This window comes from Bradyrhizobium sp. UFLA05-108 (assembly GCF_059803455.1).
In genome coordinates this window covers 198,632-217,508 of the sequence record NZ_JBANAZ010000003.1, presented here as the reverse complement: position 1 = coordinate 217,508, position 18,877 = coordinate 198,632, and the positions used below count along the sequence as shown (strand labels likewise).

Below are 18,877 nucleotides of genomic sequence, written 5' to 3'. Positions count from 1 at the left end.
CTAGATGGTGCGCTCACGCGAAGCTTCCAGTCGCAACCATTTGCTCACACGCGTCACGCTTCGACGAATCTTATGGGCAGATGGAAAAACGATGTAATATCCGAGTGCGTCGGAAAAATCGGCGTCGAACAGCTTGACGAGCTGGCCGCGCGCAAGAGCCGCGGAAGCGAGCGATGCACGCGCCATCGTGATACCTTGCTCGTTGATGGCGGCTTCGACGATGACCCCGCTGTCATCGTATTGGACGGCGTCGGTCAGATCGAGTTGATGGCCGACTTGGCGGGCATAGCGGGCCCAGTACCGATAGACGGGATCCTCGATGATGGGATAGTTGGCAATCTCCGGCAGACTCTTCGGCACCCGCTGCTTCTGAAGGAGCCGTGGACTGCAGACCGCCACCATGCGGTCCTTCATCAGAAGATCGGCATGAAGGCCGGGCCATTCACCATCGCCGTGACGGATGGCCATATCCACGTTCTCGACTTCGAAATCCACGTAGTGCCGCGTGACATTCAGGGCCAACTGGATGTCTTTCACGTCCTGGTGGAATTTATAGAGACGCTTGACGAGCCATAGATGCGTGAATGACGGCGACACGCTAAGGCAGATTTGCTCGATCTTCTTGCTTCGCTGCGTTGTCTTCGCTTTGGACGTCGCCGTATCAATACGCTCAAGCGCCTTGCTGACAGTTTCAAAATATTTCTTGCCGATGTCGGTCAATACGACCGTCGCAGTGCCGCGCTTGAAAAGAGCGGCTCCGATGAAACTTTCCAGGTTTCTGATCTGCTGGCTCACCGCGCTCTGGGTGATGTGCAGTTCTTCGGCCGCCGACGTGAAGCTCCTCCTGCGGGCCGCAGCTTCGAAATAGCGCAAGGCATTGAGGGGTGGAAGGTTCGCGAAGGTCATGCGCTGGCTTTTCTAATGTGTATTAGAAATTGTCAATTGCCTCGGCGCAACTAATTCACAAAAGTGTCACGCAAGATCAGTGCGGACCAATCAGTGGCTCCCGAAGATTTTGAAGACCAAGGCGATGGGGCATCGGATGGGCTACGCGCAATCTTTCGACGATGGACGCTACGCCGTCGACGGAATTCATACGGCCGCTTTCAGGCCGAGCCGTAAGGCTCGCTTCAGCCCGAACGGAGAACTGGCGATTTCCGGGCAGCGTCATTGGAAGAATGATCCTTCGCCGCGATCAGCCTTGAGAGAAGTATCTCCCGGTTCGAGCTGCGCGGCGCACGCGTGGTCAAGCGAACATCTCCGCGGCCGGCCGGTATCGCGCATGAAACGATCCGGCGGCCGTCCGGACAGGTGAGCCGCCCCTCGCCGCGCGATTTCCACGAACAGACTTTCATCGATTGTGTCCGCAAACCGCTGAGGTGCACTGGCAATGATGCGCGATATCTACGATTGCATTGGGATCGGCTTTGGTCCCGCAAACATCGCTCTGGCGGTGATGATGAAGGAGGCGCATTTCCGAGGGAATGTTCTTTTTCTCGAGCGATCTCTTGAGCCCAATTGGCAGCCGGGAATGCTTCTCGAGGGAAGCGACATCCAGCACAATCCGCTTCGGGATTTCGCCACTCCCAGAAATCCACGCAGCCGATACGGTTTCCTGAGCTATCTGGAGTCCGTCGGACGCTTGTTCGATTTCCTCAATCTCGACCAGCCGTTCCCGCCGCGCACGGAGTACGCGGGCTATGTCCGCTGGGTCGCAGAGCAATTTGCCGAGGTCGTCTCCTACGGCGAGGAAATTGTATCGATCCAGGTGGATCGGTCGCTTGGTGCCGATCTCTATCAAATCCGATCGGCCGATGGCAGAACGCGCCTGGCTCGAACGATCGCATTTGCGCCCGGTCGATCGCCCTTGGTGCCGCCCGTCTTCGCCGAGGTGAACGATAAGCGTATCTTTCATGCCTCCCAGTACCTCTTTGGTCTCAATGCTATCGGACTCGAGGCGGCCCCAAGGAGCCTTGCGATCGTTGGCGCCAGCCAAAGCGCTATCGAGATCGCCCTCGACCTGCTTGGTCGCTACCCGGACGTTCAGCTTCACCTGATCTGGCGCGGACAGGGCGTCAAGCTGAAGGATACAAGCCCCTTCACCGAGCACATCTACTTCCCGGACTTTGTCGATTATTTCCATGCGGCGCCCGAGGGCGTGCAACGGTCGCTAAGCGTCGATCTATGGCGCAGCAATTACGGATCGGCGGATCACGACGTCATCTCCTCGCTCTATCTGAAGCTTTACGAACAGAAGGTGAGCGGACGGATTCGAATTCATACGCATCCCTTCAGCGAAGTCACCGAAACACGCAGTGATGCCGCGCCGATTACGCTCTTGGTACGCGAGCGCAATCAGGGCGGCCTCACCACGCTGCCGGTGGACGGAGTGATCCTCGCGACCGGTTACAAGAATTTCGGTGCGAGTGAAGGACGAGAACTCTTCCACCCCCTCTTGCGGGAGGTAGCGGAACAGGCGCGCCGTCGCGAAGACGGATCCCTTCACGTCGCCCGTGATTTCCGAATTGAAGGGGTTGGGCGCCACGACCTGCCGCCCCTGTTCGTGAACGGTCTTTGCGAGTCGACGCACGGCTTTGGCGATGCGGGATCCTTCAGCCTGCTGTCGATGCGATCGAGCACCATCTACGACGCCCTCAGCGGCTATCTGCTCGAAGCCCAGCAAGCAGCCGAGTGAGACTCATCGAACGTCAGCACGCGCGAGACGACCAGCTCGCGACACCAAACGAACCTTAAGCAACGTCTTTCAGGGGGACGCATGACCACCGAGATCTTCGAGAAGCTGGAATCGAATGTTCGATCCTATTGCCGGCACTTCCCGACGGTGTTCAGCAAGGCGACGGGCGCCATGCTGGAGGATCGATCCGGCCACAGATATATCGACCTGCTCGCCGGGGCAGGAACGCTGAACTACGGCCACAACAATCCGGCCATTGTTGAGCCGGTCATCCAGTATCTTCGCGACGGCGGAATCGTGCATTCGCTCGACTTGCACACCGAAGCGAAGGGACGCTTCCTCGAGGCCTTTGAACGGGTGATCCTCGCTCCGCGGGGACTCCGGTACAAGGTACAATTTCCTGGGCCCACCGGCACCAATGCGGTCGAAGCTGCCCTGAAGCTCGCACGGAAGGTGACGGGCCGTCGCAACGTCGTAGCCTTCACGAACGGCTATCATGGCATGTCGCTCGGAGCGTTGGCCGCAACGGCAAACCCGGCGAAGCGAGCCGGTGCGGGTGTTCCGCTCGGAAATACGACCTTCCTGCCATACGACGGCTATTTGGGGACGGACATCGACACCGCGGCGCTGGCTTCACAACTCAGCCAGTGCAAGGGCGGCGGCGTGGACGCACCGGCCGCCTTCATCGTGGAGACCGTTCAGGGAGAGGGCGGTCTTTCGCATTGCCGGCCGGAATGGCTGCGGAAGATCAGCGAACTCGCCAAGGAGGTCGGAGCCCTCCTGATCGTGAACGATATTCAGGCCGGATGCGGGCGCACCGGAACATTCTTCAGCTTCGAGGAGTCCGGCGTCGTGCCGGACATCGTAACCCTGTCCAAATCGCTCAGTGGATTTGGGACGCCGCTCGCGGTCGTCCTTCTCAAACCCGAACTCGATAAATGGGCACCGGGCGAACACAATGGCACGTTCCGCGGTAACAATCTCGGCTTTGTCGGCGCAACGGCGGCGATCCACGCCTATTGGACCGACGACAGCTTCGCGACCGGGATCGCCCGCAAGGCCGCCTTCCTCCGAAGCAGACTCGAAAAAATCGTCCCCCTCTTTCCACCAGGCGTGGCTTCGATCAGGGGGCGCGGGCTCTTCACTGGTCTCGCCTTCACGGACGCAGCCATCGCCCAGAACCTCTCGCGGGGACTCTATCGTCGTGGCGTCATCGCGGAGACCTGCGGGCCCAACGATGAGGTCCTGAAATTCCTGCCGCCGCTGACGATCGAGCTCGAATCCCTCGCATCAGCCCTCGACGCGCTGGAAGCGATCGGCGCAGTCCCGGCCGTCGCCGCGTGAGCTGCTGGCCCCGACGCGTAACTAAAAGAGTCCTCCCATGAACAGCCACCTTCATGCTTCTCCCCCCGATATGACCATGTGGGTCCAGCAAGCGCTGGACTCATGCATGGCCAATGGATCGGTGAGAAACCGCGGCTTTGCGACTACTTTTCGTCGGCTGACGAGTGGAACGGGCTCCCTCGCCTTGTTCTACGTTAGCGCAGAGCCGTCGGTCGTCATCAAGATCGGCGCAAGCGATGTAATGCGCGAGGAGACGGACTTCTTCGAAGCCGCCCGGAAATTCATGAGCAGTGCACCGCATATCGATTTTCCCGCGGTGTATTGCCGATCCGTCGAACGATCTGTCGGGTGGTTCGCCATGGAAGCTGGCAAAGACGTGACGATCGAACATGATCTCTACGATGGTGTGGGCGAACTGGTCGAAGGATGGGAACGTACCCTCAATCGCTTTGCAAACTGCATGGCCCCGATCTATTCGGAGACACTGACGCCGGAGGCCTGGCGGCTCGATCAGTATCACCTCACGGGACGGACCACCGCACTCCTGACCGACAACGAGGCCATGCGCATCAATGCCGGGCGGATTGTGGGCCTTCCCCCTCTTTCGGACATCGTCGCGAGCCGCGTGATCATCAACGGACGTACCTTCGCTGCGCCGCTCACGATGCTGGATACGGCCGTGAGCCGCATGACAGACGATGCGGCTCCGTCCTCCTTCATTCACGGCGATTTACAATTGCGGAATATTATCCCCTCGCAGCAACACGAGGGCTTCCTACTCATAGATCCGAGGGCGAGCTGGGAAGGAAAGGCACCGCACGTGGCTTTCCATGGATCGCCGCTTTACGATGCCGCCAACGTGCTGCACAGCATAGCTGGCCTTTCGCCGATCCTCATCAAGAAGGAAAGCAAAAGCGCCGCCCCCGTTTACGCGCTGTCACTCTCCGGCTCCCAGCTTGTCATGGACCTGGACGACCGCTACTTCGCCTCGACGGAGGCCGGGATCGAGGCGGCGGAAGAAAGTGTTGCACAGATGCTGCCGGCTGCTGCGCTGCGCGGAAACTGGCGTGTCAGGTTCTACCTTTATGCCGCGAACTCGTGTTTCGGATGGCTGAGATCTCAGACCGTCGTGCCGGACCTGCCGACCTGGGCCTCCATCTATGCGACGGGTATTCGAATGCTCGGAAGGGCCGCTCAATGAGGGTAGAGCCGTTCGGGTTAGCCTTCATCGTCTTCCGGTTCTCGCGCAACAGCTACTTTCACGTGGCCTTTAGCGTCTTGTACTTCCAGAGCCTGGGCTTCTCACTCGCAACGGCTCTCTCATTGGAGAGCTTCTACTATATCGCCAAAGCTGGTTTCGAAGTGCCGTGCGGTGTCTTTGCAGACAGTATCGGCCGGAAGCTCACGCTGGTCCTTGGCTCGCTGGTGGCCGCATCCTGCTATCTTGGTCTCGGACTTTGCGATCAGTACTGGCAGATGATGCTCTTCGAGGCTGGCCTGGGCCTCTCGATGTCGATGGCGTCCGGCACCGACTCCGCTCTTGTGTACGACGAGTATAAGGCCCTTGCAAAGACCGAAGAATATGAGCGGGTCGAGTCCATCGGATGGGGCATGCGGAACATCGCGCGCGGTGTTGCTTCGGCCTTCGGGTCGGTCTTCGCAACCTGGTACACGATGGGCAGCACATTCATTCTCACGTCCATCGCAATCTTCATTTCCGCGCCCGTAGCAGCCCTGTTCCTCAAGGAAGGTGGCCGCAGAAGCACGGCGCTTAAGACCGTTGTCGTGTCCGCGGTCGCGCTGGTCCGACGCAACGCCGAATATCGGCGGGTCCTGCTGCAATTCGCGATTATCACGATCGGCGTAAAGGCCGGTTTCTGGGCGTTTCAGCCCTTCTCGGATTTGCACCATCTGCCGTTGGAATGGATCGGCACATGCTTCACGGCACTCCTGTTCATTTCGCTCGTCGCCTCGTTCTTCGTCGAGCGCATCTGTCGCGTCTTCGGCCTGCTGCATACGCAAACCGCGCTGATCGTGGCCGCCTTCGCCATCATGAGCCTCTCCTTTGCATCCGAAGGCAAGGTTGGCATCGTCATCGTCTCCATAGGGCTTGCGCTCCACGCGGTCGCCCAAGGCATCTCCGATCCGATCATGCGCATACTGATCAACCGGTATGCTGAATCATCAGACAGCCGCGCTACGGCGATGTCTGTCGCATCCATGGCGGGAGATGGATCATTTTCGCTCGTTGCGCCTCTCTTTGGATATCTGATCGACAAGCAGGGCGGCGCGGCGGCCAGCTTTGCGATTGTGGTCGTGACGCTGTGCTCGCTCTATCCTGACGTGATCAAGCGCCGGAAAGCCAGGCACCAGAAGGCGCTCAACCCATAAAAGTGCCACGGCGGAAATCGCTGCTCGCTGAAATGAGTCTATCCATGCGCCCGAGAGCAGCGGCATCTCGATCGCCTGCGCGAGGGCGGGCCCTACCGCAGAAACGAGGCGGAGGCGGCCGCCCTGCCCGGCTCTGCGTCAACTCCAATTTGTTCGATACGCCTTATCTACCGGATGCCTGGCGTTTAGGACCGGCGATCGCCAGTCTTACTTTGCATGGGGTTGTTTTCGACATTTTGGTCGGACGGGCCAAAAGCCCTGGCCCGGACAGGGATCAGCGATCCAGCGTCTTCGAGGCGCTGCCGCGGTTCTTCCAGATCAGCATGATGTTGCGGACGTAGATGATGGTCGCCAGCGCCTGTCCGAGGATGATGACCGGCTCGCGCTTCACGACGCCATAAACCAGCGTCATCAGCCCGCCGCCCATGGAGCAGAACCAGAAGGCCATCGGCACCACGCTGTTTCCGGCACGCTCGCTCGCGATCCATTGCACGAGAAAGCGCGCCGTGAAGAAGAGCTGCGCGACCAGGCCGAATGCGAGCCAGAAGTCGAACTTGGCGACGAAGACGTCGTAGAGATAGTTGCTCAGCGCCTGGCCGTATTGGATGATCATGCCTTCACCTCGCTGACTTCTGGCGTCGGCTTCTTGCGCCGGATCAACCACCACACGCCGGCGAGATCCATGATCCCGATCCATAGCCGGTCGAAGAAGCCGTAGTTTGATACGCCTGCGCGGCGCGGCCGGTCGATCACGTCGACATAGGCGATCTCGAAACCCTCGCGGCGCACCAGCGCAGGCAGGAAGCGATGCAGCCCGTCGAAATAGGGCAGCATCAGAAACACCTCGCGGCGGAAGACCTTCAGGCCGCATCCGGTGTCGCGCGTGCCGTCCTTCAGGATCGTGCCGCGCACGCCGTTGGCGATGCGCGACTGCAACTTCTTGAAGCCGGTGTCCTTGCGCCCGACCCGCTGGCCGGCGACGAGGCCGATGCGATCGCTTTTCTCGACCGCTGCGATCAGGTCCGGCAGGAAGGCCGGATTGTTCTGGCCGTCGCCATCGAGCGTGGCCACGATCGCCCCACGTGCCGCTCGTACACCGCTGCGTACGGCCGCCGACTGTCCGGTTGACCTGGCATGGCGGAGCTGACGCAGATTGCCCCGCTGCTTCATGATGGCCGACAGCCGCTCGCCGGTCGCATCGGTCGAGCCGTCATTGACGTAGACGATCTCATAGGCCCAGCGGCCATCGAGCGCAGCGCCGATCTCCTCGATCAGAGGCGCGATGTTGTCCGCCTCATTGCGCACGGGGACGACGATGGAAACCGAGGGCTGGAACGACAAATCGATGCTCGTGGTTGGAATGGGCCCGCGGCGGGAACCGGTCCGGTCAGCAGGCAGCCGCTTTTATGGGGCGGATGCCCCGCGGGCAACCCTTTTGAGGCGTGCGAATACCGGCCCTGGAAGCGCCACGATCACCCCGTCGCTGCTGATGGCAAAGCCGAGCCGGCGTGCCGCAAACCAGTAGCGTACCGCCATGGTGCCGACGATGCCGACCAGAGCGCCGGCCACGACGTCGCTCGGATGATGGGCCAGCAGGACCAGCCGCGTCAGCAAGATGACGATGGCATAGGTGAACATGAACACGCGCAGGCGCGGCCACACTGCGCTGACGGCAAAGGCCAATGCGAACGCGGTCACCGCATGGCCGGAAGGCAGGCTGGCATGGGCTTCCGTTCCACTGAAGGGAATGAAATTGAACGCGTTCGCCTTGCCGCCGACGAAGGGCCGGCCGCGGCCAATGACGTATTTCAGGACCTCGACGACCAGCACCGAGAAGAGCACGGAAAAGAAGATGAATTGCAACCGCGTGCCGAAGCCGAGCAGCAGCGCACGCGAGGTGCCGTGCCGGCCGGCCGCAATCAGTGCCACAGTCACGAGTGCGGCGGCGAGCGCCGTCAGCACATACTCGTCCTTGCCGAAATCGGTGAGGATCTTGATCGGCCACAGGCCGGGCGTGCCGCGCGCCGGCATCATCTGGATCTCGCTCATGTCGAACACGACCATCAGCGCGATGATCAGGGCCGCGCCGGCCGCACTCAGCCAGAGTGAATGCAGCGCCAGCCGGCGCGCCGCTTCGGCGCGCCGCGAATGCGAGGGAGCACGGACGAGTTGTGCCAGTGCGCGGCCCGAGACCGTCAGCAATTGCGCGCCGTAGCTCGGGCGATGTGCGACGTCGGCGGACATCTTACTCGGACCCTTCCGAACGGAAGATCGCAATCGAGATCGCGCGCCCCTGCGAGAAGTTGTAGCCGTCGATGCGCGAGCCAACGCGGTAACGAAGCCCGATCGCCTCGGCACGCTGGACGAAGCTGCGCTCGGAACGCTGCTCGACGAACGCAAAGCGGCAGTTGCCCTGCTTGAGGAAGTCGGCAGCACCCGAGCCATCGGTCAGGAGGGTCGACGTTCCCGTTAGGAAGACGAGGCTCGGCTCGTGATAGCCGGCAGAGGCCGCCTTCGGGCCGACGCAGCGCACGTTGCGCAATTCGCGCGCGATCTCGACGCTCGGAAACAGCGGCGTCAGCGACGGCAGGACCAGGCCCCAGACCACGACCGCCAGCATCAGCGCCGCAACCAGTGCATTGAGTAGCGAGCGTTCGGCGCGGTTGTTGTCGTAGAGCCACCAGGCGAACAGGCCGAAGATCAGCGACGCCGCGATGAAGGGCCATGCCGCGAAAGCCGGCTGGCGCGTCAGCATGACCGCACCGACGACCGCCATGATCGAGCCGAGCGCCGGGATGGCGAACCACCAGGCCGAGCCGCGCATCAGCCAGGAGCGCGACAGCACGCGCCGCTCCACGGCCCCGGCCGTGAGGATCGCGATCGCCGGATAGAGCGGCAGCACGTAGTGCGGCAGCTTGGTCAGCACCGCTTCGAACACGATCCAGGACGGGATCAGCCACGCCAGCAGATATTGTGCACCCGGCTCGCGCCGGGCCCGCCACACCGCCGGCGCCGCCATCGCCGCGAGCGGCGCGCCCGGCCAGAAGGTGATCCAGAACAGGACCAGATAGAGTCCGGGCGGCGCGCCATGGGATTCCTGGGCGCCAAGCTTGCTCAGCATGTCGCCGCCGACGGAATCGGCGAAGAAGGCATCGCCTGCACGCCAGAAGATCGCGATGAACCAGGGCAGCACCAGCACCAGCACCCACATCAGGCCCCAGAGCGGGCGCAGCCGCCACAGCCAGGACGCGTCGCGGTCCTGGATCGCCAGCACGATGATGGTGAGCGCGGCGAACATCAGGATCAGCGGCCCCTTGATCAGGATGCCGGCGGCGATTGCGGTCCAGAAGATCGCGGGATAGCTCCACGGCGGATGCGCCTCGTCCTCGCCGCGCTGCCAGGCGAGGTAAACCCGTGCCATCGCGCCCATGGCCGCAACCACGGTGAAGAGCAGCACCGCATCGGTCTTGGCAAGCCGCGCCTCGACGCCGAGCAGCACGGACGCGCACATGACCAGCGCCGCAAGCACGGCGGCGCGGCGCGTGACGAAGCCGAGCGCGGTCCAATAGGTCATCAGCACCGCACCGATCGCGCCGACCAGCGACGGCACGCGGTAGACCCAGATGCGCAATTGGGCGCGCGGCAGGCCGAGCGCGGACGCGGTATGAACGGCGGCTGCCTGCAGCCAGTAGATGCCGACCGGCTTCTTGTAGCGGACGTCGTCCTGGAAGCGGATGTCGACGTAATCGCCGGTCTCGACCATCTGCTTGGTCGCCTGCGCAAAGCGCGCCTCGTCGCGATCGACCGGCGGAATCGTGAAGAAGCCGGGCAAGAGCAGAAGCAGCGCGCACAGCACCAGGAAGCCGATTGCGCGGGCGTGGCTGCCGGTGACGGCATCGATCACGCGCACGAACCGGTTGCCCGGATTTACGGGGGTTTTCGGCTCGCGGGGCTCTCCGAAACGGGGGCGGGCAAAGGTCTCGACCATTGGTTCCGCATACGCTGAAACCACCGCCCCTACAACCGCTTAAGCCGGGCTCATTGAATTCGAATGACGACTGTGTCGGCGGCGCCCGTGGCGTCGATCACGGTCAGCCGCGCAAAGCCCGGGCCGGGCGGATCGATCAGCCTCTGGCGCCGTCCGTCGATCTCGCCGAGCGCGGTGCCGTTGACCAGTATCGTCATGGGCAGAACGCCGCCGGCGACCTTCACGGGCATGGTGGCAGCCTCGCTGCCGGCCGAGCGGTCGACGTCGATCCGGGAACCATTCAGGGGAAACTGGATGTGGGGAGCCTGCTCGCCGCCAGCGCGCACGAGTTCCCCTACAGGACGGAACCGCCGCAGAGGCAACGGCAGCTTGGCGTTACTGACGAGGAGGGTTCCCTTCGGCGGCTTGGGCAGCGGGACCGGCAACTTTCCGCTCCGGGCGAAGGCATCGAACAGGATGGGCGCTGCTGCCGCGCGGCCGATCAGACCGGGAACCGGCGCGCCGTCGGGACGGCCGACCCAGACGGCGATGGTCATGCGGCCATCGAAGCCGACCGACCAGGCATCACGATAGCCGTAGGAGGTCCCGGTCTTGAAGGCGATGCGGTTGTGGGCGGCGTTTTCGGGTGGCGGCGTACCGAGAAGCACGTTGCCGACCTGCCAGGCCGCGACCTGGTCAAGCAGCCGCAATGGCTCGCGCACGTCCCTGTCGGTCATGATTTCGCGCAGCGGGCGCGTGGTTCCGAGCCTGGCGAGGCCCGCATAGAGCTGCGCAAGATCCTGGAGCGTGACGCCGACACCGCCGAGGCCCATGGCTAGACCCGGCGCTTCGTCCTTGGGGAGCACCAGATTGCCGCCGGCCTGCCGCAGCCGCGAGGCCATGCGGCTGGAGCCGACCCGGTCGAGCAGCACGATCGCCGGTACGTTCAGCGACATCTGCAGCGCCTTCTTCACCGGCACAGTGCCCTGGAAAGTCATGTCGAAATTTTCCGGCGCGTAGGAGCCGAAGCGGACCGGGCGATCGTCGATCAGGCTGTCGGGATGGACGAAGCCGTCCTCGAACGCGAGGCCATAGATGAACGGCTTCAGCGTCGAGCCCGGCGAGCGCAATGCGCGGGTCATGTCGACCTGCCCTGCCCGGCTCTCGTCGAAATAATCGGCGGAGCCGACGCGTGCCAGCACGTCGCCGCTCTCATTGTCGACGACGATGATGCCGACCGAAATGTTCGGACCCAACGCGATGGCGCGGTCGCGTGCGAGCGGCTCCAGCACCTTCTGGAGATTGGCGTCCAGCGTCAGCTTGATGACCGGCGCGTCCTTGACGGTTGAAAGCGCTGTATCGGACGCATGCGGCGCCAGGATCGGCATCGGCTTGCGCAGCTTCGGCACGGGTACGGCCTTCGCTTGCTTGGCGTCATCGGCGCTGATCTGATGCTCCTCGACCATGCGGTCCAGCACGCGGTCGCGCGCCTTGCGCGCCGCCTCGGGATAGCGATCGAGCCGGCGTGTTTCCGGCGATTGCGGCAACGCGACCAGAAGCGCGGCTTCCGCGAGCGACAGCCGCTTCGGCTCCTTGCCGAGATAGGCGATGGATGCGGCACGAATACCCTCGAGATTGCCGCCATAGGGCGCGAGTGTAAGGTAGAGATCGAGGATCTGGTCCTTGCTCAGGCTGCGCTCCAGCTCGATCGCGCGCACGATCTGCCGCAGCTTTGCGTGGAGCGAGCGCTGCCGCCGCGGCTCCATCAGCCGAGCGAGCTGCATCGTGATGGTCGATCCGCCCGAGACGATATGACCGCGCGTCGCAAGCTGGATCGCGGCGCGCCCCAGTGCGAGCGGATCGACGCCGTCATGCGCGTAGAAGCGCTGGTCCTCATAGGCGAGCAGCAGCTTCACGTAAGTCGGATCGACGTTCGCTTTGGTCTCGGCCGGCAACCGCCAGCGCCCGTCGGCCATGGCGTAGGCGCGCAGGAGCTTGCCGTTGCGATCGACGATGGTGGTGGAAACTGCGCGCGCCTCGTCGAGCGGCAGCGGGCCGAGGGAATACACCCAGGCCACGAATGCACCGATTGCAACGACAAGCGCAAACGCGGCTATCGAGAGGATACGTGCGACGCCTCCCCTCGCGCCGTCATGGCCGGGCTTGACCCGGCCATCCACGTCGTCACCCACCGCACGCGTGGCCGTGGATGCCCGGGTCAAGCCAGGGCATGACGATGGAGTTTGTTGCGCGGCTTCGCTCATACGAACTAGCTCAGGTTCGAGCCCATCTCACTTCGCCGCTCGCACCTCGACCGACCCCGTCCCCGTCCGGCCGTAGCGCGAGGGATTGTACATGTCCTCGACATAGGCCTGCGGCAGCACGTATTTGCCGGGCGAGACCGCGCGCACGACATAGGCGACGGTAAAGACCGACTTGGCGTCCGAGGCCCGGTCGACTGCGGCGGTGAAGCGGTCGTCGCGGAACTCGGTATCCTCGGGCTCCACTCCGTCCTCGATCCAGTCCAGCGTGCCGCTGTCGCCCGACGACACCAGCTTTGGATTGTCGATCTCGAGGCCCGCCGGCAGATAGTCGGACACCATGATGTGACCGTACTCAGGCTTGGCCTCGGTGATCTTCAACACCACGGCGAAGCGATCGTTCTGCTTGACCTTGCTGATGTCGGCGGGCTTGCCGTCGAGCGTGAAGTAGTTGCGCTCGATCTTGAACCCGGCCGAAGCGGCTGGCTCCGGCGTAACCGGCGAACCCGACACCGAGACCACGGCCTGTATCGGAGCATCACCCGTGTTGGTGATCTTCAGCGGCTTGCCCTCCAGCGTCGCCGCCTTGTAGCTGCGGTACAGCGCGGTCTTGACGCCCTGGCCATCGACATCGAGCGACAGGCTTTCCTTCGCCAGCGCCCGCGCCGCCAGCACCAGCCACGCATTCTCCTGTGTCGAGGTGTAGGGTGTCAGTCCGCGTGCGGTCTCGACCCGCGACACCGCTTGCGTCAACGTCGCCTTCGGCGCGTTGCCTTCGCCGGCGAGCGAAACCAATGCTGCGGCATCGCGGAGCTGCGAGCCGTAATCACTGCGGCCGAACTCCAGCACGGGCTTTGGCGCGAGCGAGTCGAGCGCTGCGCCGTAGACCCGCTCCGCACGGTTGCGGTCACCGACCAGAGCGAGCGCTGCCGCAAGCTGCGATTTCGCAATCGGCGTCGCCAGATTGTTCAGCTTGGTATCGGCGAGATAGCGGAGATCGCCGATCGGAGCTGCGCCGTTGCGCGCGAGCACGTAGAGGCCGTAGGCGAGATCACGGCCGCCGTCCTTCTCCGGCTCGTTGGCATTCACCACCGAGTTGCGGATGCGGTCGAGCGCGTTCTTGAACAGCACGTCCGGCACCACAAAGCCTTTTTCACGGGGCGCGGCTGAGGAAGTCAGTCACATAGGCATCGAGCCAGGCGTCGTCGCCGCCTGCTGACCACAGGCCGAACGAGCCGTTCGAGCCCTGGCGGGCCAGCAGCCGCTCGATTGCATCGCGGATGCGCTGGTCGACCTCGGTGTCCATGGCAAGATGCGCACCGGCCGCGAGCTCGTTGACGTAAAGCAGCGGCATGGCGCGGCTCGTGATCTGCTCCGAGCAGCCATAGGGATAGCGATCGAGCGCCTTGAGGATCGTCGCGGCGTCGAGCGCGGTCGACAGGCTCGCCGAGACCGAGACGCTGCCGGTACCCGGCACGAGGTCGGAGAACATGTCCGAGGTCAGCGTCAGGCTCTCGCCCTTCGCCAGCGTGCGGATCGAGCGGCGCGCCAGCACCTGCGTCGCCGCCTTGACGTCGAGCGCATAGTGCCGCGCGAGCGCAAGCCCGTTCGGCCCCTTGATGTCGACATCGAGCGTCGCCTGCCCCGCCGCGGTTGCATCGAGCGCAAGCGAGAACGAGTTGCGCTGCTTGGCGGCGAGCCTGACCGTGGTCGCGGGATTGCCGGTCATCTTGACCGGGCCAGCGGTCTTCACATTGATCGTGTAGTCGCCGGCCTGCCCCTCGACATTGTCGATCTCGAGATTGACCGTGCCGTGGTCGCCATTGAGCAGGAAGCGCGGCAGCGTCGCCGTCAGCACCACGGGATCGCGGATCACGACGTCGGTATTGGCGCGGCCAAGCTTGGTGGCGGTCCACGCCACCGCCATGACGCGCGCGGTGCCGGCGAACTCAGGAATGTCGAAGCTCACCTCCGCGGTGCCGTCCGCGGCAACCGTGAGGATGCCGGAATAGAGCGCGAGCGGCTTTTGTGTGGGCGGCGAGCCCTGGAGCTCGGCAGCACCCGCGTCGCCGCCGGACTTAATCTGGCCGCGCGTGCCCGACATGCCGTCGATAAGCTGGCCATAGAGATCGCGGATCTCGGCGGTCAGGCGGCGCTGGCCGAGATAATAATCATCCGGCGCCGGCGGCTTGTAGTTGGTAAGGTTGAGAATGCCGACATCGACTGCCGCGATGACGATCTTGGCGTCCTCGCCCGGATTGAGTCCGTCGAGCTTCACCGGGATTTTCAGCGCCGCATTCGGCCGGATCGGTGCCGGCGGCGTCAGCTTCACGGCGAGCGTGCGCGTCTGCTTGTCGATGCCGAACCATTTGAGACCAATCGCCCGGCCCGGCATGCGCTGGGCCGCCGCATCGAGGGGCCGGCGGAGCGTCGCCACGACATAGGCGCCGGTGCCCCAGTCGTTGCCGACGGGGATCTTCACCTGCGCGGTGCCTTCCTTGACGTCGACGGTCTGCGTGGTCAGCAGGCGGTCACCGAGCACGTTGATGGTGAGCTTGCCGGCGCTACGCACGTTCACCGACACCGTCATGGTGTCGCCGGAGGCGTATTGCGGCTTGTCGATCGAGGTTTCCAAAAGGTCGGGCGTGTCGGCGCTGCCGTCCGAATACCAGCCGACATCGAACTGCACCGACGTCACCGGACCATCCGCATCGGTAGACTTCACGTCCAGCCGGTAGCGGCCGGGCTGCGGGTTGAGCGAAATGCGCGACGGCTTGTCGGCGGCAATGGTGAGATCGCCGTCAGCGACGCGCGAGGTCGACTTGACCGGCTCGTACTCCCAATAATTGTTCTGGCGATACCACTGGTAGCGCGACTCCATCTTCAGGAGCTCGTAGCGCAGGCCGTCGCGGAGATGCGTCTTGCCCTCAGGCGAGACGAACACCACGTCGAACTCGGCCTTGTCGCCTTCGGCAACGTTCCTGTCGCCGAACAGCGGCTTGACGCCGAGCATCGCGGCCGCGGGTGCGACCGGCAGCACGATCTTGCGCTCGACGGCGCGGCCGCCCGTCTCCGCCATGCGGACGAAGATCTGCGCCTCCTGCGGCCGCGTCGATGACGGCTGCTTGTCCAACGTGACCGGGAAAGTCGCTACGCCATTGGCGTCGGCCTCCGGCAAATTCTCCAGCGGCGTGCGCTCGTTGCTGGTGGTCTCCTCGTCGGCGACGCCGAACTGGTAGCCGGCGAAGCCCGGCCGCTCGTCGGCGGGCGCAACCAGCATGTCGCCTTCGAGCTGGAGGCCCGAGGCCGGCGCGCCATAGAGGAAATGGCCGTCGACCTTCAGTTCGACCGGAGCATTGGCCTTGATCAGCTTGTCCTTGGACGTGAGATCGAACTCGATTCTGTCCGGGACGTAATCCTCGACCATGAAGGTGGTCTCGCCGACCGACGAGCCCTTCGGATCGGTGAAGGCGCGCACCCGCCAAGTGCCGGTCGGCACCGCCGAGTTGAGCGGCAAGGAGAGCGTGCGGCCGCCGGCCCCCTGGTCCGACAGCACGGCGCGGCGGAATTCGACGCCGTCGGGACGCTCGATCACCAGCGTCAGCGGCCCGCCAGTGACGGCATTGCCCTGCCCGTCGCGCAGGAGCGCCGTGAGATACACGGTCTCGTTGGAGCGATAGACGCCGCGCTCGGCATAGACGAAGGCGTCGGCGCCGGCCGGCACCGCGCGTCCCGCAACACCGCGGTCGGTGAGATCGAAGGCGCTGGTCTTCAGGCTCAGGAAGGCATAGTCGGTCTTCTCGCCGCTGACCGTGAGCAGCGCCGGCGACAGCCCGCCCTCGCCGCGCGCCAGCCCTGCCTCGAACAGCACATGGCCGGCATCGTCCGTTTTGCGAGTCGCCAGAATTTCGTTGTTGCGGGCAACCAGCCTCACCTCGGCCTTGCCGACCGGATCGGTCGACGCCAGCGAGTTGACGAAGACGTGGATGCCGTCGTTGCCGGAATAGGCGGTGACGCCGAGATCCGAAACGATGAACCATTGCGTCGCGAGCTGGGAATCGTCGTCGCTGCCCGGCCCCTTGGCCGCGGCCGTCATCACGTACACGCCGGGCTGGAGATCGCCGAGTGCCTGGTCGACCGGGAATGCGGTGGTGACGTCCTGGTTCAGCGTCGTCGCGGTCGCGAGTTCGCCGGACCACACCTTCACGCCGCGCTCGCCACCGAGATCGGAGAGCTGGTAACGCGACAGCGTCTTCTGAAAGTCGCTGTCGACAACCGTGTTGATCAGGTTGCGGTCGCCGATCCGGAACACGTTGATGTTGACCGCCGGCGTATTGACGCTGACCACGGGAATGCCGCGCTGGCCGGTGCGCGGCAGCACGTAGGCACGGCTGGTGAAGCGCACGAACGGCTTGCGGTCGCGCACATAGATGTTGAACTCGGCCGATTTCGGCAGCCCCTCCTTCACGGTTGAAGGCAGACCGGCGCGCAGGTTGATGTTGTAGCGCTCGCCGTGCTTCAGGCCGTCGACGCAGAGCTGCTTACCCTCGGCCGACAGCGCCGGCTTGTCCTGCCCCGCGAGCGCCAGGAACGGCGCGAAGTCGGTGCGCTTGGCAAGCTCCTCGGAGAACTGGAAGCAGGCGCGCGGGCCCGCCGAGTCGGAATCGACGGTGTAGTCGAGCAGCCGGAAGCCATGCTCGTCCCGCAGCTTCTCATATTGGCCGCGGACGTCGGCGACCTCCCGCATGTCGAGCGACAGCCGCAGCGCATCCAGCGCCGGCCGGAACAAATGCCGCTCGGCGAGCGACCTGCCGAGCATCGCGAGCGCGTCAGCCTCCTCGCCCGGATTGCCGGCGCGCATGTAGGCGATGTAGGCGGCGGTCGAGGCGCGCTCGAGCAGGAAAGTCTGCTCGCTCGAGCTCTTCGGGGTGATCTGGAAGATGACACGGGCAATGCGCAGCCAGTTGCCGGCATCCTCCGGCGTGGTGGCGGCGATCTGGCCGAGGATCGAAAGGCCGCTGCGGCCGTCGTTGCGCCTGAAGGCGGCATCCGCGTCGGTGCGCAGGGTCGCGTTGGTCTTGGCGACCGGCCCGGCCTCGCTCTTGATCTGGGCTTCCAGCTTGATCGCGGCATCCGCGAGATCGTCGCGCTTGAACGCCTTGTCGGCGGCCTGCGCCGATACCAGGCCGAGCGCCAGCGCTGCGCAGATTGTGACGGCGCGAATCAAACCGATCATGATGGACTCCCGGGAGCGCGGACGAGCGCCGCGTAGGCGATGAAATGCGCGGAAAGGTGACAGACTCAAGGCGATGGAACCAGAATAGCAGAACGTCGCATGCGCCATTGGCAAGCAAATCCAAGTGCCGCCCCTGGCGCCGCCTCAGCCTGTGGCAGCACCGGACAAAATTAGCCGGTGGACCCGTCCCGGACGCGGGCGCAACATCTCAAGCGTCGCTGTCGCAGACCCGGGACAATAAACGTCCATCGCTTCGCTTTGTCGCTCGGCTGAGGAAAACGGTTCGATCCGGGCTTGGCGGACGCGCGGATTTTTCATATTTGGCGTGCTAAAGACGTCGCCGGGCCCCATCCCCGGGGCCGTCCAGACGGTCCCGTAGCTCAACTGGATAGAGTAGCGGATTTCTACTCCGCGGGTTGCAGGTTCGAGCCCTGCCGGGATCGCCATTTTCCGCAAATCGACAGGCAGGCGTATTGGCGTCGCTCTTCGAACCGATACGTGGCGCCCCACTTCACGCTTGCAGCAAATTCCACGCGCTACGGGACATTACAAACCGCTCCGCGCAACGCGAGCGCAACCCGCGAATTCGCGTTCACTGCTCGGTGGCGCTGCCGCCGACACGAAAGACGAGATCGGTCAGCGCTATATTCGATGGCGTATCTTTCGAACGCCATTTCTCCACACCCACGAGAAGCAGAAGTCCATCGGCAGGGGCAGCAGGCTTGTGACTGGCAACGACCATAAGGAACCCGGGGCGTTTTGCAGGGTTGTTGGTCACGCCTTTGTCTTTTACGAGTGGAGGTGATCCATGAGCATCGTCAAGACAGCAGCCGCGCTCTTTGTCGCCGGCACGATATCGTTGGTCAGCGCGCCCGCTTCTGCTGCACCGCTGTCGTCCCTTTCCGGATTAGCGAAATCGACTGAGAATACGGTACAAGTTCGCTGGGGTGGTGGCTGGCACGGAGGCTGGGGTGGTGGCTGGC

Annotated in this window: 11 protein-coding genes, 1 tRNA gene and 1 pseudogene; 5 read left to right on the top strand and 8 right to left on the bottom strand. The window is 63.8% G+C overall.

All coding sequences use genetic code 11. From position 1 onward, the window contains the following. On the bottom strand, nt 1–906 hold the full coding sequence (locus SO140_RS03680; RefSeq protein ID WP_498542363.1) for a LysR substrate-binding domain-containing protein: 906 nt from the start codon (nt 904–906) through the stop codon (nt 1–3). 484 nt (nt 907–1,390) lie between these two features. Between SO140_RS03680 and SO140_RS03675 the strand changes: the two genes are divergently transcribed. The 4 genes from SO140_RS03675 (at nt 1,391) to SO140_RS03660 (ending at nt 6,430) form a co-directional block, all read left to right on the top strand. Continuing rightward, nucleotides 1,391–2,695 carry a SidA/IucD/PvdA family monooxygenase gene (locus SO140_RS03675; RefSeq protein ID WP_498542362.1) on the top strand — a complete coding sequence of 435 codons (1,305 nt, stop codon included), beginning with the start codon at nt 1,391–1,393 and terminating at the stop codon, nt 2,693–2,695. A gap of 81 nt (nt 2,696–2,776) precedes the next feature. Further along, nucleotides 2,777–4,039, top strand: coding sequence for a diaminobutyrate--2-oxoglutarate transaminase (gene ectB, locus SO140_RS03670; RefSeq protein WP_498542361.1), 1,263 nt, complete (start codon nt 2,777–2,779; stop codon nt 4,037–4,039). A gap of 37 nt (nt 4,040–4,076) precedes the next feature. Then, nucleotides 4,077–5,240, top strand: a complete 1,164-nt coding sequence (locus tag SO140_RS03665) for a hypothetical protein (protein WP_498542360.1) — start codon at nt 4,077–4,079, stop codon at nt 5,238–5,240. Continuing rightward, nucleotides 5,147–6,430 carry an MFS transporter gene (locus SO140_RS03660; protein WP_498542359.1) on the top strand — a complete coding sequence of 428 codons (1,284 nt, stop codon included), beginning with the start codon at nt 5,147–5,149 and terminating at the stop codon, nt 6,428–6,430. The genes SO140_RS03665 and SO140_RS03660 overlap by 94 nt, the downstream gene beginning before the upstream one ends. Nucleotides 6,431–6,704: 274 nt before the next feature. On the opposite strand, the gene SO140_RS03655 is transcribed toward SO140_RS03660, so the two are convergent. From SO140_RS03655 to SO140_RS03630, 6 genes and pseudogenes are all read right to left on the bottom strand, one after another. After that, complete coding sequence (locus SO140_RS03655; protein WP_449381022.1) at nt 6,705–7,043, bottom strand: lipid-A-disaccharide synthase N-terminal domain-containing protein; 339 nt, start codon at nt 7,041–7,043, stop codon at nt 6,705–6,707. Further along, on the bottom strand, nt 7,040–7,771 hold the full coding sequence (locus tag SO140_RS03650) for a glycosyltransferase family 2 protein (protein WP_449381021.1): 732 nt from the start codon (nt 7,769–7,771) through the stop codon (nt 7,040–7,042). Before SO140_RS03650 ends, SO140_RS03655 begins: the two co-directional genes overlap by 4 nt. Nucleotides 7,772–7,834: 63 nt before the next feature. After that, a complete protein-coding gene (locus tag SO140_RS03645; protein WP_498542358.1) occupies nt 7,835–8,674 on the bottom strand; it encodes a phosphatase PAP2 family protein in 840 nt (279 codons plus the stop codon). A gap of 1 nt (nt 8,675) precedes the next feature. Then, nucleotides 8,676–10,418 (bottom strand): ArnT family glycosyltransferase, encoded by a 1,743-nt coding sequence (locus SO140_RS03640; protein WP_498540413.1) that lies wholly within the window; start codon nt 10,416–10,418, stop codon nt 8,676–8,678. A 50-nt stretch (nt 10,419–10,468) separates the two neighbouring features. Beyond that, the gene (gene pbpC / locus SO140_RS03635; protein WP_449381020.1) at nt 10,469–12,577 is read right to left on the bottom strand and encodes a penicillin-binding protein 1C; all 2,109 of its coding nucleotides are present in this window, start codon (nt 12,575–12,577) and stop codon (nt 10,469–10,471) included. Between the two features lie 111 nt (nt 12,578–12,688). Continuing rightward, nucleotides 12,689–17,894: pseudogene (locus SO140_RS03630) on the bottom strand (alpha-2-macroglobulin family protein). Between the two features lie 369 nt (nt 17,895–18,263). Here SO140_RS03630 and SO140_RS03625 point away from each other — a divergent pair. After that, a tRNA-Arg gene (locus SO140_RS03625) sits at nt 18,264–18,340 on the top strand. 146 nt (nt 18,341–18,486) lie between these two features. On the opposite strand, the gene SO140_RS03620 is transcribed toward SO140_RS03625, so the two are convergent. Beyond that, on the bottom strand, nt 18,487–18,672 hold the full coding sequence (locus SO140_RS03620) for a hypothetical protein (protein WP_449381790.1): 186 nt from the start codon (nt 18,670–18,672) through the stop codon (nt 18,487–18,489). Nucleotides 18,673–18,877 lie beyond the last annotated feature (205 nt).